The 21,733-nt window shown below is 41.2% G+C and carries 27 protein-coding genes; 8 read left to right on the plus strand and 19 right to left on the minus strand.

Features of this window, described 5'->3' with window-relative positions; genetic code table 11:
* Window positions 1-93: 93 nt before the first annotated feature.
* From DP120_RS12105 to DP120_RS12120, 4 genes are read left to right on the plus strand one after another with little or no spacing between them, the layout of a single operon-like run.
* Window positions 94-636 (plus strand): nucleoside/nucleotide kinase family protein, encoded by a 543-nt coding sequence (locus tag DP120_RS12105; protein ID WP_112223931.1) that lies wholly within the window; start codon window positions 94-96, stop codon window positions 634-636.
* 27 nt (window positions 637-663) lie between these two features.
* On the plus strand, window positions 664-1,371 hold the full coding sequence (locus DP120_RS12110) for an alpha/beta fold hydrolase (RefSeq protein WP_112223932.1): 708 nt from the start codon (window positions 664-666) through the stop codon (window positions 1,369-1,371).
* 39 nt (window positions 1,372-1,410) lie between these two features.
* Window positions 1,411-1,971: a D-glycero-alpha-D-manno-heptose-1,7-bisphosphate 7-phosphatase gene (locus DP120_RS12115; protein WP_112223933.1), complete on the plus strand. Its 561-nt coding sequence runs from the start codon at window positions 1,411-1,413 to the stop codon at window positions 1,969-1,971.
* Window positions 1,972-1,974: 3 nt separating this feature from the next.
* Window positions 1,975-2,439, plus strand: a complete 465-nt coding sequence (locus DP120_RS12120; RefSeq protein WP_112223934.1) for an NUDIX domain-containing protein — start codon at window positions 1,975-1,977, stop codon at window positions 2,437-2,439.
* Between the two features lie 72 nt (window positions 2,440-2,511).
* Here DP120_RS12120 and DP120_RS12125 read toward each other — a convergent pair whose 3' ends face one another.
* From DP120_RS12125 to DP120_RS12145, 5 genes are all read right to left on the minus strand, one after another.
* Window positions 2,512-3,207, minus strand: a complete 696-nt coding sequence (locus tag DP120_RS12125) for a Na-translocating system protein MpsC family protein (RefSeq protein ID WP_112223935.1) — start codon at window positions 3,205-3,207, stop codon at window positions 2,512-2,514.
* Window positions 3,208-3,294: 87 nt separating this feature from the next.
* Entirely contained in the window at window positions 3,295-3,993 is a 699-nt protein-coding gene (locus tag DP120_RS12130) for a Na-translocating system protein MpsC family protein (RefSeq protein ID WP_112223936.1), read from the minus strand.
* A gap of 310 nt (window positions 3,994-4,303) precedes the next feature.
* Window positions 4,304-4,513 carry a hypothetical protein gene (locus DP120_RS12135; RefSeq protein WP_112223937.1) on the minus strand — a complete coding sequence of 70 codons (210 nt, stop codon included), beginning with the start codon at window positions 4,511-4,513 and terminating at the stop codon, window positions 4,304-4,306.
* 251 nt (window positions 4,514-4,764) lie between these two features.
* Window positions 4,765-5,490, minus strand: a complete 726-nt coding sequence (locus tag DP120_RS12140) for a hypothetical protein (RefSeq protein ID WP_112223938.1) — start codon at window positions 5,488-5,490, stop codon at window positions 4,765-4,767.
* The gene (locus DP120_RS12145; RefSeq protein WP_205854537.1) at window positions 5,477-5,995 is read right to left on the minus strand and encodes an RNA polymerase sigma factor; all 519 of its coding nucleotides are present in this window, start codon (window positions 5,993-5,995) and stop codon (window positions 5,477-5,479) included. Before DP120_RS12145 ends, DP120_RS12140 begins: the two co-directional genes overlap by 14 nt.
* A 143-nt stretch (window positions 5,996-6,138) precedes the next feature.
* Between DP120_RS12145 and DP120_RS12150 the strand changes: the two genes are divergently transcribed.
* Window positions 6,139-6,819: a TrkA C-terminal domain-containing protein gene (locus tag DP120_RS12150; RefSeq protein ID WP_112223940.1), complete on the plus strand. Its 681-nt coding sequence runs from the start codon at window positions 6,139-6,141 to the stop codon at window positions 6,817-6,819.
* 82 nt (window positions 6,820-6,901) lie between these two features.
* On the opposite strand, the gene DP120_RS12155 is transcribed toward DP120_RS12150, so the two are convergent.
* The gene (locus tag DP120_RS12155) at window positions 6,902-7,396 is read right to left on the minus strand and encodes a DUF6640 family protein (RefSeq protein WP_112223941.1); all 495 of its coding nucleotides are present in this window, start codon (window positions 7,394-7,396) and stop codon (window positions 6,902-6,904) included.
* Between the two features lie 234 nt (window positions 7,397-7,630).
* Between DP120_RS12155 and DP120_RS12160 the strand changes: the two genes are divergently transcribed.
* The 3 genes from DP120_RS12160 (at window position 7,631) to DP120_RS12170 (ending at window position 10,552) form a co-directional block, all read left to right on the plus strand.
* Window positions 7,631-8,059, plus strand: coding sequence for a CBS domain-containing protein (locus DP120_RS12160; RefSeq protein ID WP_112223942.1), 429 nt, complete (start codon window positions 7,631-7,633; stop codon window positions 8,057-8,059).
* Between the two features lie 133 nt (window positions 8,060-8,192).
* The gene (locus DP120_RS18625) at window positions 8,193-8,906 is read left to right on the plus strand and encodes a hypothetical protein (RefSeq protein WP_205854538.1); all 714 of its coding nucleotides are present in this window, start codon (window positions 8,193-8,195) and stop codon (window positions 8,904-8,906) included.
* 41 nt (window positions 8,907-8,947) lie between these two features.
* Window positions 8,948-10,552 carry a pyruvate oxidase gene (locus DP120_RS12170; RefSeq protein ID WP_112223943.1) on the plus strand — a complete coding sequence of 535 codons (1,605 nt, stop codon included), beginning with the start codon at window positions 8,948-8,950 and terminating at the stop codon, window positions 10,550-10,552.
* A 497-nt stretch (window positions 10,553-11,049) separates the two neighbouring features.
* Here the strand turns inward: DP120_RS12170 and DP120_RS12175 are convergent, their stop codons facing one another.
* The 13 genes from DP120_RS12175 to DP120_RS12235 all read right to left on the minus strand — a co-directional run bounded on the left by DP120_RS12175 (window position 11,050) and on the right by DP120_RS12235 (window position 21,733).
* Complete coding sequence (locus tag DP120_RS12175) at window positions 11,050-11,658, minus strand: 3'-5' exonuclease (RefSeq protein ID WP_112223944.1); 609 nt, start codon at window positions 11,656-11,658, stop codon at window positions 11,050-11,052.
* A 50-nt stretch (window positions 11,659-11,708) separates the two neighbouring features.
* Window positions 11,709-13,715: an ABC1 kinase family protein gene (locus DP120_RS12180; RefSeq protein ID WP_112223945.1), complete on the minus strand. Its 2,007-nt coding sequence runs from the start codon at window positions 13,713-13,715 to the stop codon at window positions 11,709-11,711.
* Window positions 13,716-13,856: 141 nt separating this feature from the next.
* Complete coding sequence (locus DP120_RS12185) at window positions 13,857-14,654, minus strand: MBL fold metallo-hydrolase (RefSeq protein ID WP_165843787.1); 798 nt, start codon at window positions 14,652-14,654, stop codon at window positions 13,857-13,859.
* A 25-nt stretch (window positions 14,655-14,679) separates the two neighbouring features.
* On the minus strand, window positions 14,680-15,180 hold the full coding sequence (locus tag DP120_RS12190) for an NUDIX hydrolase (RefSeq protein WP_233785899.1): 501 nt from the start codon (window positions 15,178-15,180) through the stop codon (window positions 14,680-14,682).
* Window positions 15,181-15,199: 19 nt separating this feature from the next.
* Window positions 15,200-15,682: an NUDIX domain-containing protein gene (locus DP120_RS12195; RefSeq protein ID WP_112223948.1), complete on the minus strand. Its 483-nt coding sequence runs from the start codon at window positions 15,680-15,682 to the stop codon at window positions 15,200-15,202.
* A 95-nt stretch (window positions 15,683-15,777) separates the two neighbouring features.
* A complete protein-coding gene (locus DP120_RS12200; protein WP_112223949.1) occupies window positions 15,778-16,281 on the minus strand; it encodes a GNAT family N-acetyltransferase in 504 nt (167 codons plus the stop codon).
* Between the two features lie 487 nt (window positions 16,282-16,768).
* Window positions 16,769-17,227, minus strand: a complete 459-nt coding sequence (locus DP120_RS12205) for an SRPBCC family protein (protein WP_240612015.1) — start codon at window positions 17,225-17,227, stop codon at window positions 16,769-16,771.
* Window positions 17,228-17,382: 155 nt separating this feature from the next.
* Window positions 17,383-18,105 (minus strand): 3-ketoacyl-ACP reductase, encoded by a 723-nt coding sequence (locus tag DP120_RS12210; RefSeq protein WP_112223951.1) that lies wholly within the window; start codon window positions 18,103-18,105, stop codon window positions 17,383-17,385.
* Between the two features lie 436 nt (window positions 18,106-18,541).
* A complete protein-coding gene (locus DP120_RS12215) occupies window positions 18,542-19,273 on the minus strand; it encodes a hypothetical protein (protein ID WP_112223952.1) in 732 nt (243 codons plus the stop codon).
* Between the two features lie 290 nt (window positions 19,274-19,563).
* Window positions 19,564-19,779, minus strand: a complete 216-nt coding sequence (locus DP120_RS12220) for a hypothetical protein (RefSeq protein ID WP_112223953.1) — start codon at window positions 19,777-19,779, stop codon at window positions 19,564-19,566.
* Window positions 19,780-19,919: 140 nt separating this feature from the next.
* Window positions 19,920-20,264: a YolD-like family protein gene (locus DP120_RS12225; RefSeq protein WP_165843788.1), complete on the minus strand. Its 345-nt coding sequence runs from the start codon at window positions 20,262-20,264 to the stop codon at window positions 19,920-19,922.
* A 143-nt stretch (window positions 20,265-20,407) separates the two neighbouring features.
* Window positions 20,408-21,091, minus strand: coding sequence for a response regulator (locus DP120_RS12230; protein WP_112223955.1), 684 nt, complete (start codon window positions 21,089-21,091; stop codon window positions 20,408-20,410).
* 186 nt (window positions 21,092-21,277) lie between these two features.
* On the minus strand, window positions 21,278-21,733 hold the full coding sequence (locus DP120_RS12235) for a GNAT family N-acetyltransferase (protein ID WP_165843789.1): 456 nt from the start codon (window positions 21,731-21,733) through the stop codon (window positions 21,278-21,280).

Here is a 21,733-nt window from a genome sequence, read left to right on the forward strand (position 1 = left end):
TATTTTCGGATAATTCCTACATTTTGTTTTTTCATTGCGAATCTTCAGGTATGATTAAAAGGTAGATTTAACTGCAGGAGAGGCAGGTAGCCAATGAAAACTAAAAGCTCCCCAAAAATAATAGCGATCGCCAGTGTGTCAGGCGGCGGAAAAACGACAGCGGCAGCCAATGTAACAGACCAATTGCCGAATGCTAAAGCTTTATATTTCGATGATTATGACTTTCAAGGACCAGATGATTTACTGCAATGGCTCCATCGCGGAACGGATTATAACGAATGGAACCTTGAGCCGATGCTCAAGGACATCAGGAAACTGCTTGCAGAACCCCTGGACTTTATTGTCCTGGATTTTCCCTTTGCCCGTTTACACCACGATTCCAGTCCGTATATGGATTTTACAATTTTCATCGATACACCATTGGACATAGCCCTTTCAAGGCGAATAGCAAGAGACTTTGCCGGCAGCTCCGGCACCGAAATAATCTCGGACATTGAATTTTATGCAAAAGAGGGAAGAGCGGCATACCTGCAAATGCTGGCGGATATCAAACCGAATTCGGATTTTATGGTCGATGGCAGTGGTTCCAAAGAAGATGTGACCCTTGCGATATTGCGGCAGCTTTCAAATCGCTAATAATGGGACATGGAGGAGAACGCTTAAATGATTTTACATACTGTAACAAAAGGGAGCGGCGAGGCACTTGTTTTCCTTCATACAGGACTTCAAACTGCTGCAACTGATTTTATTGCGCAACAAGCAGTATTCAGTGAACACTACCAAGTAATATCGCCCGATCTGAGAGGGCATGGAAAATCGACTGCAGCGGACATTAGCAATTTCTTTGAGGATTCTGCCCAAGATCTGTATGAAACTTTTGAAAAGCTTGGTCTTCAGTCAGCACATATAGTCGGGGCTTCATTAGGTGCACTGGTTGCCATAGTTTTTGCAAAACGTTTTCCGGCCAAAGTAAAAACCTTAACCATATCAGGTGTAACGAAACAAAAACCGGACAATTGGCATAGCCTGCACCAGCAGGATGTCGAAATGCAAGCTGGATTATTGAACAATGAAGAGGCTGCTTCCTATTTTACTGATCTTCATGGACCCGACTGGAAAAGGTTTATCGATTTGGGTAAATCTGAAGATTGGTATCCTTTTAATGAAACCGGCGATTTAAGCCAAGTTTCTTCTCCTGTCCTGGTGATTGCCGGTGAAAGCAGCACGAATGAATCCCTTAGTGCAATTGAATACAGAAGGGAGCAAGGAAATGTTCACATTTCCATCGTCCCTTTTGCTTCCCATCTGGTGCATGACGAGCAGCCGGAGTTGTACGCAGAAGTTTTGGGCCGATTCCTTGTAAATAGTTAAAAATCATTGAACTATATTTCAGTAGCGGAGTTGATGACAATGAAAGCTGTATTTCTTGATCGTGATGGAACACTTGGCGGTGACGGCTATGGCACTCATCCCGATAAATTTGAGATGTTCGATTTTGCGCCTGAAGCTGTTAAAGCATTAAATAATGAAGGTGTGAAAGTAGTACTGTTTACTAACCAGTCTCGGATCGGAAGAGGCTATTTTACAGAAGAAGAGCTGCTCGAAGGATTTACACGGATGAAAACTGAATTGGCTGCCCATTCGGCATATATTGATGCTATTTATTATTGTCCTCACCATCCGAAAGACGATTGTGATTGCCGAAAACCGAATATTGGTTTGCTTGAACAGGCTAAACAGGAACTTCAGCTGGACCTTGAAAAAAGTTTTGTAGTGGGGGACACCGGGGGATCGGATATGCTTGCGGCAAGTCGGGCAGGGACACGGATGGTGTTGGTAAAAACGGGGAGAGGCGAAGGATCTCTTACCAAATTCAAAGATCATTGGCCAGGCATTGAACCGGACCACATTGCAGAAGACGTGCTGGATGCAGCGATGTGGATAGTGCAGCAGCTGAAAAAGGAGAAATGAAAGATGAATATCAGAAATTCAGCAAAAGCAGTCATAATAGAAAATGACAGGTTATTGCTGACCAAAAATATAGATGGAGAAGGCTTTTTTTATTTATTTCCCGGTGGCGGGCAGGAGCACGGGGAAACGTTAACAGAAGCCTTGATAAGAGAATGCCTCGAAGAAGCGGGGGCAGATGTCGATGTAAAAGAACTGCTCCATATTCGTGAATACATCGGCAAAAACCATGAACACGCCTCCTTCGATTCAGCGGTCCACCAAATCGAATACTATTTCCGCTGCGAACCTCACTCAATAGCAGCTGACTTTCTGCCGCCGACCAATCCGGATTCACACCAAGTAGGTATTGTGTGGCTGCCTCTTGAAGAATTGGCGAATTACCGAATCTATCCCAAAGCAATTGTTGAACCTGTCCAGCAATTGCTTGACGGTAAAACAGAAAGGGTTTATCTAGGGGATGTCAATTGATCTTTACGTACACTTAAAATCCGGTTTGCTAGTGTCTGCAAACCGGATTTTAGTTGAGTAATGTGTATTACCTTATTTTTTTGCATCCAGGACAATAACAACATAGCCGATATTTGAATCATAATCCCAATCGAGAAATATTACCTGGATACGCCGTTCAAATACAGATTCGAAACCTGCTTCTTCAAGTATTGACCGTTCAAGCGGCCGTTTTGTGAATTTAAGGATTTCACTGTGTCCATCTTTTATTAATGCTTTTTCAATTTCCGTTAAGACTCCTGACCACTGGATCAGTAATGTCCGGTCGTTGACCCAATGGGCTGCTGTTTGATCCGGGTCCCGGTGCAGGGATTTACTTACGTTTTCAAGTTTCATTTCAAAAGCTTTTTTTGGGAAGTCCGTTGGCCATTCAAAATCATTGGGCTCTTGCTTATCATCTGTAATGGCGAGGAATGTGCCGGTTTCCAAATTTAAATTCCAATCCACATAAAACTCTTCAAACGTCCATCCCCCGATATCTTTCAGCTGCTGGCTAATGATCGGTTTTAGTTCATCTACCAGTAAATCGCGTGTTTCCAATACACGTTTCCATTCGTTCTGTTTCAGCAGGATTTTTTCCATCGTAGTAGTGAAACCCCTGAAGTGCATAATAATATATGGTCGTTTAATCGTTACATAAATAGAAGTAGGGCCTTTCCCGAAGTGCTTTCGCAGTAAAGTCGATATAAAGCCGCCTACTTCTGTTTCAATGCTTCTTTCTTTAGGCATGAGATGCAGTTCCTTTCCAACAAGCTGATTGTATAACAAGCTGCCAGACAATCAGAAGTGAATAATACCAATGGTGCTTTTAAATTTTCATGGCTTTGGCCTTTCCATAATCAGCACCATGTAACTGATATCCTGGCAAAAATCCCAATCGACAAAAATATCTTCAACCGGGTGTGGAAGCAAGTAATCCAAATTAAAAAATTTTGTAATCCTGTACTCTAATGGTCTTTTTGCCATTCGCAATTCTTCCAACACACCGTTTTTGATCAATTGCTTCTCGATATCCACCAGGATTCCGGTTCTTCGGATAAGCAGGATGCAGCTGCTCAACCAAAACAAATCGGTTTCTTCCGGTCTCTTTTGTGATAAAGTGCTGTTCATTTCTATAATTTCCTTGATCGGTTCTTCATCGATATCTGAAGGTATTGAAAAATCCCTTCCGTCTTTGCTGTTGCCTGCAACTGCGAGCAGCAAACCGCTTTGTTTCGCTAAATTCCAGTCATAAAAGAGGTCGCTTCCATGAAACTCCGCATAAGAGCTTAGACCCTCAAGAAATTTCTCTTTTAAAGAGTTCATCAGCAAATCCCGGCTCTCCAATATACGCTTTGATTCGCACCGGTTAATCAACAGCTCTTCAGGTGCCAATAAAAACCCCTGCAAGTGGATCACCAGGAAAGGTATATGGATTTTGACTTCTATATCACGGGGGGATTCACCAAAATGGTCTTTCAGAAATTTTGCTGTATAAGCAGAGATTTGTGACTGAATAGCATGATTCTCAGTCATCTGCAACACTCCTTTAACATTAGATAGAGGGTAAAAATAGGCAAATCCGCTTGCAATAAGACGGACTTATTAAGATTTTCAAACAAAAAAAACACCAAAAAAGAATATATCATTCTTTTTTGGCGTTATTATCAGCTCTATTGTCTGAAATACTCTGCCTGATTCATATTTTGTGTGGCTGGAATGAAGTGAGAAAGACACGCAGTTCGCATGCTAAAGCTTCATTTGTTATATAGCTATACTATACAGAAAGTCGCTAATCTTGTAAAGAAACCCAAGGTCAGCAGATATTAGATTCCGCTTCCTTAATCTAACTGATCGTTTTTCTGACAAGCTTTGTCGGAGCGGAAACGCAATGCGGGCATCTTGTATAATTCTCGTCTTCAATCAGCCGTTTCACATAGGCAGGGGAGTTTGTAAATTCCCGGTAATTAACCGGAGTGGAGATAAATCCGCAGGAATCTCCCGCAAATTTCTGGGAGTGAATACTTTTTCTCAGATGGTCGATAAAGTACTTCATTGTTCCTCACTCCTTTTCCAGCATTTAAAAAACGCCGAAAAGAATAAAAATCCTTTTCGGCGTTATCAGCAGCACTAGTGTCCGGGATACACAGCCATTTCAATTTATAGGAGCGGCCAGCAGCCGCTGTTGCATAAAGTGTGATGGGCATCCATCTTCTAAAAATTTTAGCTCTAATTAAACAATAACCAGTTTTTGATGTAAAGTAAAGAAAATATTAAATATTTGATTAATTGCTAGATGCCTAAAGTTCAGGGAGTAGCATCATCCGAAATTTTCTGCTGAAATTCATTAGCGTCAGTGAAATTTATTTGGCCAATTTTGCCTTGCTCAGGGACAATGGCTCTTCCTGTCAGGTTATATACATTCGATTCGCCGTCTGGATCTGTATATTCAACTTCTGCAGTGAACGAGTAGTTGGTTGCTGTGTTTTCGCTTTGTTCTATGTTCAAATCCAGTAATTCCATTTCGTAATTCCGCTGATTGTCCATAGCGAAGAAATAATGGAAATCCATTGGCTGGACTTTGAAATTATCAAAGCCGTTGGTGGTGAAATAAGGTTTGAAATTCTTCTCAATGTATTCTTCATAGGCAATCAATTCCGGAGTGCCTTCCATCGGATCGCTGGTATACTCGGTTTCTGATGCATAAACTTCCTCCATCCGCTGCCATTTGGCATAAACGACTTCAAAAAATTCATCTTCCGGTTTATTTAATTGCATATTCAGCACCTTTTCAATAGCTTCTGCATCTGTTAGTGAGCCTGCGGTTTCAGGACTCTCGTTCATGAATGAAAACACAAGGAAAAAGGTGACTGTGGCAAGAGCAACGGAGATGACAGCTGGCATTACAGGAATAGAGCGCTTCTTCTGAATCCGTGTCTGCAGCTTTTGGAACGTTGCCGATTTCATCTGTTCAGATCGTTCAATTTTGCCAAGTTCTATGAATAGTGGATCTTTATTCTTAGAAAGATTCATGAATAACGCCATCCTTTCCTGCTAACTCTTGTTTCAACGCTTCCATCGCCCGTCCGGATTTCGTTTTTACTTTCGCTTCCGTCCATCCCAATATGTATGCTGTGTCTTTGATGGGGAATTCCTGGATTTTCCGGAGGATGATGACATCCCGGTAATCTTTCTTGAGGCGATTGATGGCATCGTACAATTCAAGTATTTGTTCTTTTTTTTCTGCAGAAGCATCCGGAGCGATTGAGGAAGCCTCCTGATCGTGTTCATCGCCCCAGGAGAAAAACTGGATGATCCGTTTTTTACGGAAATAATCAAACGTTACATTGCGTGCAATTTTTAATAGCCACGTCGCAGGGGATGCTTCTCCATTGAATGAAGACATGCCTTTATGTGCTTTATAGAACGTTTCCTGTGTCAGGTCTTCTGCATTTTCCTTATTGCGCACCAAAAGAAATATATAACGGTAGACCCGATCACTGTGTTCATGGTAATAGTTTTCAATTTGCTGGTTCACGATGTTCGCCTCCTTATATAAGAATAGACGAAAGGGGAATAGGGAAGTATCGCTTTTCATAAATATTTCAATTTTTTTACAGGAGTATCTCCTTGTTTGAAAGAAGCTGCGAAAGGAAATTAAGAATAGACGAGGTGATATTTATGTGGGATTATTCGTTTATTGTGCTTTATGCGTTAATCATTGCTCTGGTCATCGAAATTGGAGTTTTGCTTTTCCGGATGACAGGGCTGAATAGGGAAGTTGCACGCTATCAGGTCATCTCCATGTTGACTGGTACTGGCTTTACAACACAGGAATCTGCATTGATCATTGATCATCCGATCCGCAGAAGAATCAGCAGCGGATTGATCTTATTCGGTTATTTCTCATTGGCTGTAATCATTTCTTCCATTGCCACAATTCTTTCCAATGATCTTCGGATTGAATTATTAATTGCCGTTATAGTCGGTTTAATCGTTATATTATTGATCTTTAAGAATAAACCGGTCTTTACTACTTTAGAAAATCGCTTCGAGCATGAAATGGATACTGAATACAACCTGGAAGACTGGCCCATGAAGACGGCTCTCGCTCTTGATGAGGACGAGATGGTCGCAATCATTGAAATCAAACATGATTCCGACTACATCGGTGCCCCGGGAAGGGCTTTAGTCGAAGAGAACCTCGATATCGTTTTGCTCATCATCCGGAGGGGAGATGAAATCCTGCGCTTTGATCTATTTGAAGTGGAATTGCAGGAAGGCGATAAAATTATGATTATCGGAAAAGAAGATGATGTTAAGAGAAGGTATAAAGGAATGCTGTCGGAGGATGAAACGTAAAATCTCTAAACAGAAATGCAGACATTCGAAATTAGTCTTAATTAAACAGGAAAGCCCATTCAAATGTGAATGGGCTTTTTTTTTAGTCATTTTGTCGCTGTCGTTCAAGCGTATAACCGATTCCCGTCAAAGAAAGCATAGCAATAGCAACAAACTTTTCGTTCAGCCACACGCCTTTGATCCGTGGCACAAGTTCGGGAAATTCCGATTCCAGCCCTTTTGCTCCAGGAAAAGCAAAGCTGATTCCCTGAGAAGCCCAAAAGAAAGCAGGAAGCATCGCGGCCATTTGTGTATCCCTTTGCAGATATTCTCCTTTTCTTAGAAGTAAATACATACCGGCGCCTCCAAGAAAAGTGGCAATTGTGATGGACATCGCATCGTGGAATTTTGCGTGCGGCGGCCAGTTCGGATTGAACAGATGTGTCTTGTTCCAGTCGGCTATAAAACCGCCCACTGTGGTTAATCCAGCTACTGTAACAAGCAGAAGCTTTCCCGTTGGTATAATCTGTTTTTGCTGCACTGGAGCAGGTCGTGCTTTCCGATGTTCGGTTCGGAGCTGAAGTTTTTTATCCGGCATTTTCATTCCTCCTTATCTACCTGTATGTAAATTTAACATTAGCTAATCGACATACAAGTTTCAATCAAAAGTAAACAGCAGTTACAGATGTTGTTTCTTTGTAAAGGGGGATAACTATCCAATAATAATAAGCTAATACAAGTTAATCTCTTTCTGCGAATTTACATAAATAAGGTTTTCATTTCTTCAAAGCGGTTAAAGAAGACTATACGTTATGAAAGGGAGGCAAAAAACATGAAAGTCCCAGAAATTATGACGGCTGATGTTGAAACATGTTCACCTGATGCGACTCTTCAGGAAGTGGCTATCCGAATGCTGGAACTTGATGTAGGTTCAATCCCGGTCAGCGATGATGATAAACTGCATGGCATCATTACAGACAGGGATATTGTCACTAGAGGAATTGCGGCACAGTTCGCACTCGACACCCCGGTATCGCGAATCCTTTCTTCTGATATGATTACGGGTACACCGGATATGGATGTGGAAGATGCCGCCAGCCTGATGGCTTCAAATCAGATTCGCCGTTTGCCGATTGTCGAAAACGATAAAGTGGTCGGAATCGTCTCTCTGGGTGATATCGCAGTCAAAGATCCATCTGATGAAGATGCGGAAATAGCTCTTGAAGATATATCGGAACCGGCCAAGCCGAATAAAGAATAAATGAAAGAATTAAGGTTAGCCGTACATGACTGGTTAACCTTTTTTTGATTGCAGACAACGCAGGAAATAGCAGTTTAGCATTTAACCGAAGGAGAACAAAGAGAGGCTCAATTTAACCGGAGGAGTGGATCGAATGAAAACCCAAAATGGATTTCCAACAGCTGCCAGACAATTGAAACCCGAAAAGCGTATGAGAATTGCTGCAACAGCCGCTGCCAGCAATAAGCGGCTGCATGCCACAGATCACGGCGGTGATAAAGGTTCGGTCAAACGTGTCGATATGGAGCGGGTCGAAGCGATTATCAGGCTGTGGCCTGATACTTCACGTATGGCAGCCGAGCAGACCATCGGCTTTTACGGACCGCCGAATGAAGCAACAGAAAGCCGCCTGTTCTGGTACTATAACTTCCCATGGAAACGGACGGTCGTTTACCGTGATGAGATTCCACATGATTTTCCCGAACCGCATTCAGATATGCTGGAATCGGTGATAGATTACCATGTGCCGCCTGAAAAAATCAGTGATGTTATAGCCTTTGACGGCAGTATCATCGTGGACAGAACCAAAGGGGAAGTGGCGGCCCGCTGTGATGTGGAAGCAGCGAACATCCTGGCATTGAACATGATGCATGAGATTGTTACCGGCAAAAAGACGGTGAAACAAGCTAGGAAATTCAATGCAAAGGAAATATCGGCGTATATCATGAACCGGCCGGCTCCTTATGCGGAAACACTGCAATTCGAACTTCCGCCTGGCAAACAATACGACACAGACAAGATGGCTATTGCCGATAAAGCAGCCGTTCAGGCTTTGAAAAAAGTGAAGGATATTTTAGTAGGGAAGTAAATAGCCATTATTTTTATTCAGAAGCCAAAAGGAGTGAAGGGATGTTCGAAAAAAAAGCAGGAGCTTACGTCATTGATCTATTGAAGCAATGGCAGGTCAATCATATATACGGTATGCCGGGTGATTCAATCAATGAATTCATGGAAGAACTGCGTAAGGAAGAGGCCATTCGATTTATCCAGATCCGTCATGAAGAAACCGGTGCACTTGCTGCTGCTGCATATTCCAAATTAACCGGGCAAATCGGCGTCTGCATGTCTATTGCTGGTCCTGGAGCGGTTCATCTGCAAAATGGCTTGTATGACGCGAAAAAAGATAAAGTGCCGGTGCTGGCGATAGTCGGACAGGTAAGCAGTGAAGTGGTGGGGACGGATAATTTCCAGGAACTGAAACTGGAATCGATGTTTGAACAGGTTGCGGTTTACAACAGGCGTGTACAGACAGCCGAACAGCTGCCGGATATGCTGAATCAGGCAATTCGGACAGCGTATGCAGAAAACGGTCCAGCAGTGCTGATTGTTTCGGACGATTTGTTCAGCACGAAGATAAAATATGAAAAACCAATGACTTCAGCTTCCTATTCACAACCGAAAATCAGAGCGGCAGCGGAAGACCTGAAAAAGGCGGCAGAATTGATTGAAGCAGCAAAAAAACCGGTCATATTAGCTGGCAAAGGGGCAAAAGGATCAGTTGCCGAGGTTCTGATGTTTGCTGAAGAAATCAAAGCACCGGTTATCGCTTCGTTTCCTTCAAAAGGATTGATTCCTGACGAGCATCCCAATCATATGGGCCATCTGGGGCAATTAGGGACTGAACCGGCTAAGGAAGTGATGAAAGAAGCGGATCTCCTGATATTGGCGGGGACTGCCTATCCTTATCGGGATTATTTGCCGAATGATGCACCAGCCATCCAGATAGATATCGATCCGGCTGTTATAGGCAAATATTATCCGGTAACTATAGGCATTGCCAGTGAACTCGACCCTGTAATGGCTTGGCTTATAGAGAATATTGAACCGAAACAGGAAGACTTCCTTAAAAAATATCAGGAAAAACGAGATAAATGGAATCAGCAATTGCAGCAGGGGATGGAGAAGGAAACTGAACAGCTGCAGCCGCAGCAAGTAATAGCAGAAGTGCAGGACATTTTGGAACCTGGAGCGGTCGTATCACTCGACGTAGGAAGCGTGACGCTCTGGTCCGCACGTTTTTTAAAACTGACAGATCAAAAACTGGTCGTTTCCGCATGGATTGCAACGATGGGTTGTGGTTTGCCAGGTGCTATAGCCGGTAAACTGGCATATCCGGAGAAACAAGTGATTGCTTTAATCGGTGATGGCGGTTTTTCAATGGGTATGCAGGATTTTGTAACAGCGGTCAAATACGATTTGCCAATCATTATTGTGATTATGAACAACCAGAAAATTCAATTGATAGAAACCGAACAGGAAGAAATGGGGAACAAACCGACGAATATTGAGCTGGCGAATATAGATTTTGCGGCGTTTGCTGAAGCATGCGGCGGTTTAGGCTATACAGCCAGAAACCGGCAGGAGTTAAAAGATGTGCTGGAAAAGGCAAAAGTGAGCAACAAAGCTGCAGTAATAGATGCATACGTGGAAGATATTGATTTTGAGACGCTGTAAAATTAGATCAAAGATGAATTGGAAGACTTGATATGATAGAAATTATAATGCAGCAAACAATAAAAATTAAATACGGTATAGAGATTCCGGTAAAAAAATAAAAACGAAATTGCTGACAGTTCCACAGGCGATTTCGTTTTTTTATTTTGAGACAGCATCAGAGCTTAAATAAATGGTGTCACCAATTTCGATAGTTATTAAAAAGAAACGCAGTTAGAACAACTGTAAACGTGATTATATGTGATAATCTGAAATTCGAGTGATTTCATCAAAAAAACAGCTTTCGTCTCAATATCAAAAGTATACTTATGTTTTGATACGTAACTTCCTATAATTTATATTATGTAACCTTAATTATTTTTTTAACTCTAATACCCATTGATGCTCCTCTTCTCACTCTGCAGTTGCTACATATGTTATCTTACTGCGCCTCATAACAATTTAAAAGCACGCAAGCCACATTTACTAGCGGCTTACGTGCTTCTTTATTTATTGGATTACAACCGGTCTATACAAAACTGATAAATCGCAGCTGTTGCCAGACAGTCACCAAGCGCATCATGGGCATTATGCTCAAGCTCCAGAAATGCTGATAAAGTCGTCAGCTTATGGTTCGGTGTCTCTGGTATCACTTTACGCGCCAGTTTCACTGTATCGATCACCGTGTACTCCGGTATCGGCGTTATTTCTTCCAACGCGTACAGGAATCCCATATCAAACGGCGCATTATGTGCGATGATCGGCATTCCTCCGATGAATTGGATCAATTCATGTGCAACTTCCTCAATAACCGGTGCATCACGCACATCAGCATTTGTAATGCCAGTAATCCGTGTGATTGTGCTCGAGATATGCTGTTCAGGATTAATCGTTAAATACATGGTGTCCTTATGCATATGGTTAATGTATTTTACGGCACCGATTTGAATGATTTTATCACTTCCGGCACGCAGGCCGGTCGTCTCAAAATCGAGTACAACATAATCATCGACCCGTTTCATACTGGATTTGTACTTTCGCGGTTTTGCTGGAGCATTACGTGTCCACTTCGGACGGGTTTCGCGCATTTTCTGATCGAGAATTTCTCTTGGGCTCGGGCGTTCCATCTAATCACTCCTTTTACTCCTGCAGTGTCTCTGCACGAGCTTGCAACATCCTACAGGCCACTTGTACGTTTCATATCACGTATTGCCTGTATCGACAGCCTTACCAATAATACTACACTTAGAAACAAGCCTGCATAAGATGCTATATTTAAATATACCGCATACGCAGTGTCAATAAACTGTGCTATTGCCAGTAAAGCTGCTGACACGAGACCAAATGTGATGCCGGTCATCAGCAATACGAAGCGTGAAAATAATTGCGTGACGAACATGGAATTATGTTTGTCCGAAAATACGTCGTGATGCAAGATCACTTTGCCAGACTCCACACGCTGGACAAGCCGGTCCAATCTTTTAGGCACTTTCATTAACTCCGGAAGCCATACAGCCAGCTCTTCTTCCAATTTTTCTTTTGTTGCTGAAGGCTGTGTAAAAGGTTTAAACAGATAAGAAGCTTTATACTTTTTGGCAAATGTCTTGGATTCCCTGAACATATCGAAATTCGGATCCATCGTGTGGATCGTGCTGTCGAGAACGATTAAAGCCCGTAACGCCGTACCCACAGGCGGATAGAATTTTAAACCGAAATCCCGAACGATATCAAACATGGAATGAATCAGTTCCCGTGTAGGGATCTTATCGATATAAGAGATGCGCATGAGGCTTTGGCCGATGGCGTATTCAAATTTCTTTCTGTCTATGCTGTGGGTGTCCTGTACAAGCGCCATAACAGCGTCAGCCATAACTTCTGCATCATTCTGCTGAATACCGATAACAAACAGGTTCAGCGCCTTCTGCTGTTCATCAGACAGCCTTCCGACTGCGCCGAAGTCCAGAATGATCGGACTGCCGTCCATACGATCGATGAAGATATTGCCAGGATGCGGATCTGCATGGAAAATGCCGTTGAAAAACATCTGTTCCAGATAAGAGAAAAGAATAGTCCGCGCAAATTCACTGCGATCGACCTGGTATCGGTCAAATAATTCCTGTCCTTTCGCAATGCTTTTGCCTTCCAGATATTCCAGCACGATTATTTTGTCATTGCTGAATTCCGTATAGACTTTTGGAACCTTGATGTCATATTCGCTTTTTCCAATAATATTACCGAGCTGAACTGTATTGCGTATCTCAATATTGAAGTTCACTTCTTCACGCATATTGCTGGCAAAACCGATTGCCAGATCCCGGATGCCGATGCTGTTGATCCAAGCAGATTTCACGGACAGCCATTCGGTAAACGCCACCAGTAAGTTCAAATCATCTCTCATGATGCTTCGAATATCAGGACGCAGCAGTTTCACGACCACTTCATCACCATTTCTCAAGAGCGCTTTATGAACTTGCCCGATGGACCCCGCAGCAATCGGTTCCTTGTCCACTTCTGCAAAAACATCCTGGATTCTGTATGGCAGCTTTTCATTTAATAAACGCTGCACTTGTTCACTGGTCAGGGGTTTGACATTTTGCTGCAATGAACCCAGTTCTCTGATAAATGCAGGTGGAAACAATTCGGTGTGGGTCGAAAGCATCTGGCCGAATTTTATAAATATGCCTCCGCTTTCCTCCAGCGTAACGCGGAAAGCCCGCGCCAGTTCAAGGTCATTCTCTCCGCGGTGGCGTGCAAAGTCCAGCGCCTGAGAAAATCCGTTGCGGACAGAAATCTCTAGAATTCTGCTGAGACGCCTCTGCTCTCTCAGCCGATTTCTCCAACGTATAAAAAAGATAGCTTTCCCAGTCTTTGGATCTCCCGATTCACCCAACTCCACAGGATCAAATAATTCAAAGAATAAATACAATAACATCGAGATCAGCAGCATGCTGCCAATCCAAAGGATGGATGTTTCATCTTGAACAATTTGAATTGCGCCTAAATCCATATAGTCTGTAAAACGCAAATAGGAATACCAGTAAAGGAATGTGGTAAGCACAATTCCTAAAGAAACAGAAAGTATGCGTTTTCGGATATCCACTTTAGGGCCCATCAAACGGCCGCTGATAATATAAATAAGGACAGCAATCACTAATAACTCAAGAAAAAACTTCAAAAATCCCATTGGAGCAACTCCTTCGGATAATTATCAGAAAAAATCGTCAATATCATTTCGTTCAGTATACCAAAAAAAGATATTTAATTTTAATGAAAGAAAAAACCTCCTGATCAGGAGGTTTTCACAATAGCTAAAGAGAACAGGAATTTATTTGAATGCTGGATTTTTCATGAATGAGGCGACCATATGCACCGTATCCCATTCCCGTTCGGAGAATTGTATAATTGGATAGTCGCCTGGAAACAGGAAATCAGCAATTTCACGGGCAGACTTCCCTTCGCTCATAAGTGCCTGTACTTTGACGGAGATCCCTGCCAAATAACTGAGCTTTTTCTCAAGCAACTCTCTTCCATTTTCAAGATATCCAGCATGGCTGCAGTAAATTGCTTCGAAATCGTGTTGAAGCACCAACTCGATCGATGCCATTATTTGTGGAATCGACTCCGTTTTCATACTGACTTTGGTTCTAGAAGAGACATATAAATCACCTGTAAACATGAGTTTTCTATCCTGATTATAAAGAGCGATATGGTCATCTGCATGTCCTGGTGTATATAGTGTCTTCCATTCAAGTGTATTAGAAACAATTTCTGACTTCAGTACACCTGGTGCAAATGCTTTTCTGCCTCCCCAGGTAAATTGCCGATAAGCTGGATATTCACCGTCCACCAAACAAACGGCAAGGCCAGCTGGATGAATATAAATAGGCTTATCCATATTATTTTGGATCCAGGCTGCGTTTCCTGTGTGGTCTTCGTGATTATGAGTGAGAATAACTTGTTTAAAAGTGTATGTGCGGAAAAAAGGCAGCAATTCTTCCTGTAAGATTTCAGGACCACAATCAATCAGCATGCCATCAACCAAATAAAGAAAAACCTTCTGTCCAATCGATTCAATCAAACCTTCAGCACAAATTACATTGTTACGTTCATAAACTTCCAGCATATTAACTACACTTCCTTTGTGGCTCTCATCTACCGGAGAGTTTTTTCTTTTCCATGCGCCCCAGTAGATTATACGGACGGGCTTCCCAGGTTTCATATGGTACACAATCTTTTGCCAGCATGGCATCGAGTGTTCTGGACAAACCATTTGGTCTGGTTATGTAAACACTTATATTGTCCTGTGAGAGTGCTATAAATTCAGCATTATGGATTTCTTGAGGCTGTTTTGTGATATCAATACTGTTTGAGATTCCCTTGAATACAATCGTTAGAACTTCTTTGGAGCTGTTATAGTAGACCCCAGTGATGCCTAATACTGTTACCTCAATACCTGTTTCCTCTAAAACTTCCCTGCAAACCGCTTTATCCAACGCTTCTCCCAACTCCACCTGTCCACCAGGCAATTCCCATGTATCTTTTCGCCAATGAGTTTTAACCATTAATACTTCGTTATTTTTATTCGTTATATAGGCAGAAACTGAAACAATATGTTTTGGATAAATTCTTATTGCTTGTCGACTGTCCAAAATTTTCAACTCCTTCCAGTTACACCTGAAATTTTGTTTTATCCAGACGTCCAAGCAAATTGTATGGCCTTACTTCCCAAGTTTCGTAAGGGATAAAATCTTCTGCCAGCATGGCATCGAGTGTTCTGGAGATCATATGCGGGCGTGTTATGTATTCTTCTATATTTTTTTCCGTCAACGAAACAAATTTCGCATCGAAAATCTCTTCCGGTTGCATCTTGATCTCACGTTTGCTGCACGTTGCGCGAAATACTACAGACAATATCTCACTGCTCGCGTTATAATAGACGCCGGTTATACCGTGAACATCAATCTCTATCCCCGTTTCCTCCAGTACTTCCCTGCGCACTGCCTCATCCAGTGCTTCGCCTTGCTCCACTTGGCCGCCCGGCGGCTCCCATGTATCCTTGCGCCAATGTGCTTTGATGAGCAATGCCTCTCCCTCTGCGTTTGTTACATACGCGGATACTGCCACAATATGTTTCGGGTAATTGTTACTCATGATTCCGCCTCCTGGGTCTTTTGATTTCTTATTACGTTTTTATTATTTATAATAAATCTTTTTGTATTTATCTACATATACTAATCGAGTAAACCCTAATCCCTCTTTTCATTAACCAGATCTTTTACCATCCGAACCATTATAGTTATATGGCCTTCCAGATCGTCTTCAAACTCCGATAGCGTTTTGAAATTTTTTGCTTTGTAAAAGGTAACTCCCGTTTCGTTTTCTTTTTCCACATTTATAAAGACCTTTGAAGCATTCTGTGCGTTCTTTATTCCTTCATTCAATAATGCTGTGCCCACTCCCTTCCCCTGAAACTCAGGAAGCAGATATATAGCACCCAGTTCAACTTTCCCCTCTTCTTTTACGGTTGAAAAATTGGCGAAGCTCACAATTTGGGCTTCAGCTTCAGCAACATACAAGGAAGACACATCCAGGCGCCGCATCATCATTTCGTCACTGTAGGCTGAATTTAAAAAGTTTTCTTGGATATGTGCCGGAATTATCCCTTCATATGTATCGTTCCAGCTCATTTTAGCAACGTGCTGAACGTCTTTAATGTCTTCAGGTTTCATATTACGAATTTGAAAATCCATATCTTATCTCTCCTGACTTTGTTTTTATTTAGTTGTCTGAAATGAAAAGTTACAGCTTCCTGATTATTTTCCAGTAACTTGTTAATTATGATTAATAGTTAGTAAAATCCCCTGTTTATTCACTATCGATTCCGGCCACTGTCTTTGATACGGTTGTTATAGGAAGTTTTAGTGCTTTCGGCTTCTTGTTTACTGTTTTTTATATTTTCTAAGTTATCCTTATGTAATTTACTACATATACTAGTTTAGCTTACCTATAACTCTTGTTTCTTAATACCTCTCAACTCCTCCAGATGCTTAAATTATCTCTTTCCTATTCACGGTTCGTTAATAGAATTTTCATTTTTCTTTATTATAACTTATTGTTTCCGGTAAATTATGGGTTTTTTTCATATTGTTCAAAAAAATAACAGAAGCTTTCCTGCTGCTGATTCATAGCGTGAGTAAAAATAAAAAAAAGCCTGGTGTCCAGGCTTTCTGCGATCCCCTATTCAGCTGCAACTTTTTCCGCTTTGGTTTCAACTCGCTGCATAAAATCACGGACTGTTTCGTTCCGTCTTTTTTTGCTGCCGGCCATCAGCATGGCTTTCCCCGTAACTGTCAATCCTTTTTGGGTCCCCTCATAGGTGAACAGCGTTAGATCTTCGCCTTTTTTATCCAATGTGAAGATATAATCAATTTCAAATAACCCGTTCATCTCAAATTGGGTGTGGCGGACTTTTTTGTTAGGTGTGTCTTCAAAGAGTTTTGTCTCTACTATATATGTCTGCAGCTGTTTGCCTTCCATATAACTTTGCGCATGTTTTGCACCCGTTTCATTGTTTTCATTCTCCACCAGCACGTGATCTTCCAGTTTAGGATAAAGAATTTTGGCGTTTTCGTCCAAAAACAGCTGCCAAACCTTCTCAATCGGTTGTTTAATCATCATTTCTTCTTTCCATTTCACCAAATGACCACTTCCCCTTCTGAATTCCCTGCTCGATCTCCCAGATAAATGGATATACTCTCCGGAATCAACGTAATACTGTCCGCATTTTTAAAATACTGCCCGCAAATCTATAATACTATCCGGAAGCAGCAAAATACTATCCGCAGCTGTTTTTAGAATGGATTGGTCGCCCACAAGCTCGACTTCGGAATAAAAATCCTTGGATGCAGCTTGAGCTGGGCAACCATATATTCAGCCAGGTCTTCTGCCTGCATGAATTTCTCTTCACTCTTCTCCGGTTTATTGCCATCACCGAAAAATTCAGTAATAACAAGGCTTGGTGTCAATGCAAAAACACGGATATTGTGTTTACGGACTTCCTGGGAAAGCGATTCGGTCATGCCGAGCACGCCAAACTTCGAAGCACTATAGGCACTGGAGCCTTCTGTGCCTTTGACTCCGGACATTGATGAAATATTAATGATATCCCCGCCGTTTTTCTCGATCAATTGCGGCAGTACAGCGCGCGTCACATAATACATACCCATCAGATTGACATCGATCATCTTTTTCCACTCGCTTGGATCGATTTCGAGAAATGGGCCGAATGTGCCGATTCCGGCATTATTGATCAATATATCCGCCGGACCGAGCTCGCCTGTCAAATTATCCACTGCCTGATTGACCTGCTCCATGTCTGAAACATCGGCTGTCGCATAGCTCGCCTTGACGCCACGGATCTTCAATTCTTCCGCAACCGCCTTCAAATCGGATTCTGTTCGTGCCATCATTCCGATATTGACGCCTTCTTCTGCAAGGGCAATTGCCGTCGCCTTTCCAATTCCTTTACCCGCTCCCGTAATAAATGCCGTCTTCCCTTTCAGTGATTGAGCCATTATCTTCATTCCTTCCTATTGCGTTATTGTAATTAAAAGCTTCTTTTTAGGAATTCCCTTTTCCGGAAAATCTACACTTCATATTTTTAGCAGCAGCATATTTCTGATTCAATGAACTGTTTGTTAGTAATAAAGCCGTTTAAAAACAAACTCAGGAAGTCCTCTATATCAAGACCGTGTTTTACAAAACTGAAAATTAAGTTGTTTAATTTCTGATGTTAATCCAGATATCATTGATATAAAAAAATAATAACGTTGTTTAAAAAGAGCAGATACTTTATAGAAAGTACCTGCTTTTCCTATGGAACTTCCGATAAGTGTTGATATGTAAATTCAAACTATTTTGATGATCTCCTAATAAAAGTTAGCCCATTAGAGCCTGCTTTTTTCTTCAGAATTTTTATTGTTCGCAAAATGTAATTTAAGCGAACAAATTTTAAGAGTTACTTGTTTTTTCTATCATTTTACCGTTATTATTTGCTATTAAAATATAAATGACTGCTAAATACTCAATAACAATAGTACCGAAAACTAATACACGCCATAGGAGATCTAAATTAGTGACGGCAAATAGCATGATGGTACTAATAGCAATAGAAGTGTAGAGTATGATATCAACATTTTTTTTATTTTTACAAATGAAATTTTGGAAAAGGATAGGTTTACTTTGGTTGACCTCTTTGACTAATACTTCGTTCATAAGGCCCTCAGAATCGATAAACCTATAGAAATCTCCAGCCTTCCAAAGCAATATTTTTGAATTAGATATAGGTTTTACAATATACCATTTTTCTTTTTTCGTAGAATCGTAGATGTAAAAATCTAGTTTCACACTTAAGAGTCTTACTACTGCTAATAGGATGAAAAATATAATACTTATAATAATAAAAAACATAAGTATAAATGCTATAGAATAAACTATAGTGTTTTCATTAAGTGAAGGCACTTTTTCTATAAAATTGATATATATTAATAAAAGAGGACCTACTATCAGAGAGGAAGAAAGAAGCGCAGAAAAGTAAATTCTAAATTTCTTAGAATTTGTAAAGAAAATTCTTTCTACTGGTCTCATGTTGATTGAATCAACAGCTATTTTAAATTGCAAAAAAAGAAATGATAGAATTGCTGTAGAACTAATAACTGGTATATAATTTAAAAATTTTTCCATGAGCACCCTCTACTTTAATGTGAATTAATTAAGTATTATCATTGCGTTTAAGCTTGTAAACAGTAATATATGTTAAATTATATCATAGAGAGTAATATATGTTCGTTAAATTGATATTTTGCGAACAAATAGGATATAAGGAAAAAGATAACCAGTACCTGGTTATCCCCCCTCTATTCTCTCTCGACTTTTACTTACTCTATGTAAGCATCAGGCATGATGTTTATTTGTACGATTGCTGCTCCTATCAAAAACCAAGGTCGATCTTTTCAGAAAACAGTTATCCATTTCTAGAATTTACCCAAAATATGTGTGGCCCAGTAGTAAAACCATCCTAACCCTGTACCCGCCACGCCGATTCTTATGATGAAAAAAGGCATTCTGATAATTTTTAGCAGTCCCCCTACGAATAAAGGAAAAAGTAGGCAACCCGCTGCTAATATTCCAATAAACAACGCCATTCTGTCAACAACACTCGTGTCAATCTGTGAAAAATCTATCTGCATTTTATAACCTCCCAATCAGTTATATGGGAAGGGTCTTTCTTATTCTTTAGCATCATTTCTAAAGCAGTGAAAGCCTCACTTATTTTTTCTTACACAAAATCCTAGAAATGGATTTTCTGCATCTACCGCAGCCGGATGAATCAGTCCAGCATCTGCATGGAAGTAATCGTATCAATGGCAAGCTGCCATTCGCCAAATGGATCTTCATAAATGACAATACGCTGGGTATCTTCTATTTCTCGAATCGTGCACCGATGGAATTTGAAATGACAGCCTTCCCAGGATTGAATGAAGACGGTACATTGGCTGTGAAGGGCAACGATCAGCATATCCCATATGGCTTGTTTTTCATCGGCACTGAGCATCGGCTGCGGATCGCTCTTCGCATAATTATCAGAATCCCACGCATGCTGCGAGACGAACAGCCCTTCCCACTGCGTGTGCCTTCTCTCATTTTCTGAACTGTTACTTCTTTTATCTTCCATCATCCATTCCTCCTCAAAAATAAGAACAATTGTTCTTATTATACCCACTTACCTGAAGGAGTGTTCTGATTTTGAGAAAATTTTTGTTCCAAAGCAGAAGGAAAAAGAGAAGAAACTGTCTTGGCTTCCTCTCGTCTTATTTATTAACTAAGTGCTACCCAGCCATTCTTTATCGCAATGACAACGGCCTGTGTCCGGTCCTGCAGTTCCATCTTTCGTAAAATGGAAGAAACGTGATTCTTCACGGTCTTTTCGCTGATTTCCAAAGCTTCGCCTAAGGAACGATTGCTGTGACCATCGGCCATTAGCTGCAAGACCCCGCATTCTCTAGCAGTAAGCAAGTGGTAGGGACGGATGACTGTAGTTTGAAGGAACGGTCCACCGCTTGCCAACCCCAGCCTATTTAGCGCGCCAATGAAATCCTTTGTTACCTTCGGATGCAAATAAAAGCCACCTTTGACGACCGTTTTGATGGCCTGAACGATGGCTGCCGGATCCATTTCCTTTAATAAGTAACCTGAAGCACCTGCCTGAATCGCTTGAGACACATAGAAGAAGTCATCAACCACCGTAAAAATGAGCACTTTTGCATGTGGGAAATGTTGAGTGAGTTCACTTAGTGCTTCAATACCGGTTTTGGATGGTAGATTGATTTCCATCAACACGACATCCGGTTGATACTGCCTGTACAAGGGCATAAGTTGTTCTCCGGTCTCTCCTTCCGCTATGACTTGTAGATAAGGATCCATTTCCAGGATACGCTTCAGCCCTTCCCGGAAAAGAGGATGGGAATCTAAGACCAATAAATCGATTTTTTGAACGCTCATTATATGACGATAGCTCCTTATATTGCATTTTTCCTCATTCATGTAAATTTGCATAACTACTTTTTTATTGTATCACTCCTTCATTTTTTCAAATAAACAGGAATGTTGGTAACTTCAAGACTTTTTAAAACAATAGATTTTTCTAAAGAAGAAACTTTATGCAAATTTTCTTCATATACAATAACCTCATGATGTGTTAACTAATATAGTATTATTAAATTCAATCTCAAATTCAGGCATTTCTTCATCGTATCCTAAACTCTTGCATCCAATCCTTTCATAGAATTGAACCGATTCCTTGCTGGCATTCCATTGGAGCCACGTTGCATTGACCGATTTGCACCAATCAAACGTCGCTTCCATCAGCTGACGTGCAAGTCCTTCCCTCCTGTGTTCAGGCAAGATATATAAATCATGCAATCGACAGGTTTTTTTCCCAAGGCGCAGGTGGAAGCCATAATCTTGCGCTATCGCATAACCTAACGCTTGTCCTCCGCGAAATATCCCAATAAACATATAGTTTGGGTTCTGCACAGTTTCTTTAAATCGTTCTTGTAAACCTTTTGTTTCCATTTTTCCCATGTTCATTAACAGCTCCGATATAATCTCGAACTCTTCTTCCTGAACGCTTCTAATGATCAT

This window comes from Planococcus halotolerans (assembly GCF_003289955.1).
GTDB lineage: Bacteria > Bacillota > Bacilli > Bacillales_A > Planococcaceae > Planococcus > Planococcus halotolerans.

Excerpts from the sequence above, each read along its gene's own strand:
- DP120_RS12105 (WP_112223931.1), top strand. The coding sequence starts at position 94 with ATGAAAACTAAAAGCTCCCCAAAAATAATAGCGATCGCCAGTGTGTCA.
- DP120_RS12110 (WP_112223932.1), top strand. The coding sequence starts at position 664 with ATGATTTTACATACTGTAACAAAAGGGAGCGGCGAGGCACTTGTTTTC.
- DP120_RS12115 (WP_112223933.1), top strand. The coding sequence starts at position 1,411 with ATGAAAGCTGTATTTCTTGATCGTGATGGAACACTTGGCGGTGACGGC.
- DP120_RS12120 (WP_112223934.1), top strand. The coding sequence starts at position 1,975 with ATGAATATCAGAAATTCAGCAAAAGCAGTCATAATAGAAAATGACAGG.
- DP120_RS12125 (WP_112223935.1), bottom strand. The coding sequence starts at position 3,207 with ATGCCTAAAGAAAGAAGCATTGAAACAGAAGTAGGCGGCTTTATATCG.
- DP120_RS12130 (WP_112223936.1), bottom strand. The coding sequence starts at position 3,993 with ATGACTGAGAATCATGCTATTCAGTCACAAATCTCTGCTTATACAGCA.
- DP120_RS12135 (WP_112223937.1), bottom strand. The coding sequence starts at position 4,513 with ATGAAGTACTTTATCGACCATCTGAGAAAAAGTATTCACTCCCAGAAA.
- DP120_RS12140 (WP_112223938.1), bottom strand. The coding sequence starts at position 5,490 with ATGAATCTTTCTAAGAATAAAGATCCACTATTCATAGAACTTGGCAAA.
- DP120_RS12150 (WP_112223940.1), top strand. The coding sequence starts at position 6,139 with ATGTGGGATTATTCGTTTATTGTGCTTTATGCGTTAATCATTGCTCTG.
- DP120_RS12155 (WP_112223941.1), bottom strand. The coding sequence starts at position 7,396 with ATGCCGGATAAAAAACTTCAGCTCCGAACCGAACATCGGAAAGCACGA.
- DP120_RS12160 (WP_112223942.1), top strand. The coding sequence starts at position 7,631 with ATGAAAGTCCCAGAAATTATGACGGCTGATGTTGAAACATGTTCACCT.
- DP120_RS18625 (WP_205854538.1), top strand. The coding sequence starts at position 8,193 with ATGAAAACCCAAAATGGATTTCCAACAGCTGCCAGACAATTGAAACCC.
- DP120_RS12170 (WP_112223943.1), top strand. The coding sequence starts at position 8,948 with ATGTTCGAAAAAAAAGCAGGAGCTTACGTCATTGATCTATTGAAGCAA.
- DP120_RS12175 (WP_112223944.1), bottom strand. The coding sequence starts at position 11,658 with ATGGAACGCCCGAGCCCAAGAGAAATTCTCGATCAGAAAATGCGCGAA.
- DP120_RS12180 (WP_112223945.1), bottom strand. The coding sequence starts at position 13,715 with ATGGGATTTTTGAAGTTTTTTCTTGAGTTATTAGTGATTGCTGTCCTT.
- DP120_RS12185 (WP_165843787.1), bottom strand. The coding sequence starts at position 14,654 with ATGCTGGAAGTTTATGAACGTAACAATGTAATTTGTGCTGAAGGTTTG.
- DP120_RS12195 (WP_112223948.1), bottom strand. The coding sequence starts at position 15,682 with ATGAGTAACAATTACCCGAAACATATTGTGGCAGTATCCGCGTATGTA.
- DP120_RS12200 (WP_112223949.1), bottom strand. The coding sequence starts at position 16,281 with ATGGATTTTCAAATTCGTAATATGAAACCTGAAGACATTAAAGACGTT.
- DP120_RS12210 (WP_112223951.1), bottom strand. The coding sequence starts at position 18,105 with ATGGCTCAATCACTGAAAGGGAAGACGGCATTTATTACGGGAGCGGGT.
- DP120_RS12215 (WP_112223952.1), bottom strand. The coding sequence starts at position 19,273 with ATGGAAAAATTTTTAAATTATATACCAGTTATTAGTTCTACAGCAATT.
- DP120_RS12220 (WP_112223953.1), bottom strand. The coding sequence starts at position 19,779 with ATGCAGATAGATTTTTCACAGATTGACACGAGTGTTGTTGACAGAATG.
- DP120_RS12225 (WP_165843788.1), bottom strand. The coding sequence starts at position 20,264 with ATGGAAGATAAAAGAAGTAACAGTTCAGAAAATGAGAGAAGGCACACG.
- DP120_RS12230 (WP_112223955.1), bottom strand. The coding sequence starts at position 21,091 with ATGAGCGTTCAAAAAATCGATTTATTGGTCTTAGATTCCCATCCTCTT.
- DP120_RS12235 (WP_165843789.1), bottom strand. The coding sequence starts at position 21,733 with ATGATCATTAGAAGCGTTCAGGAAGAAGAGTTCGAGATTATATCGGAG.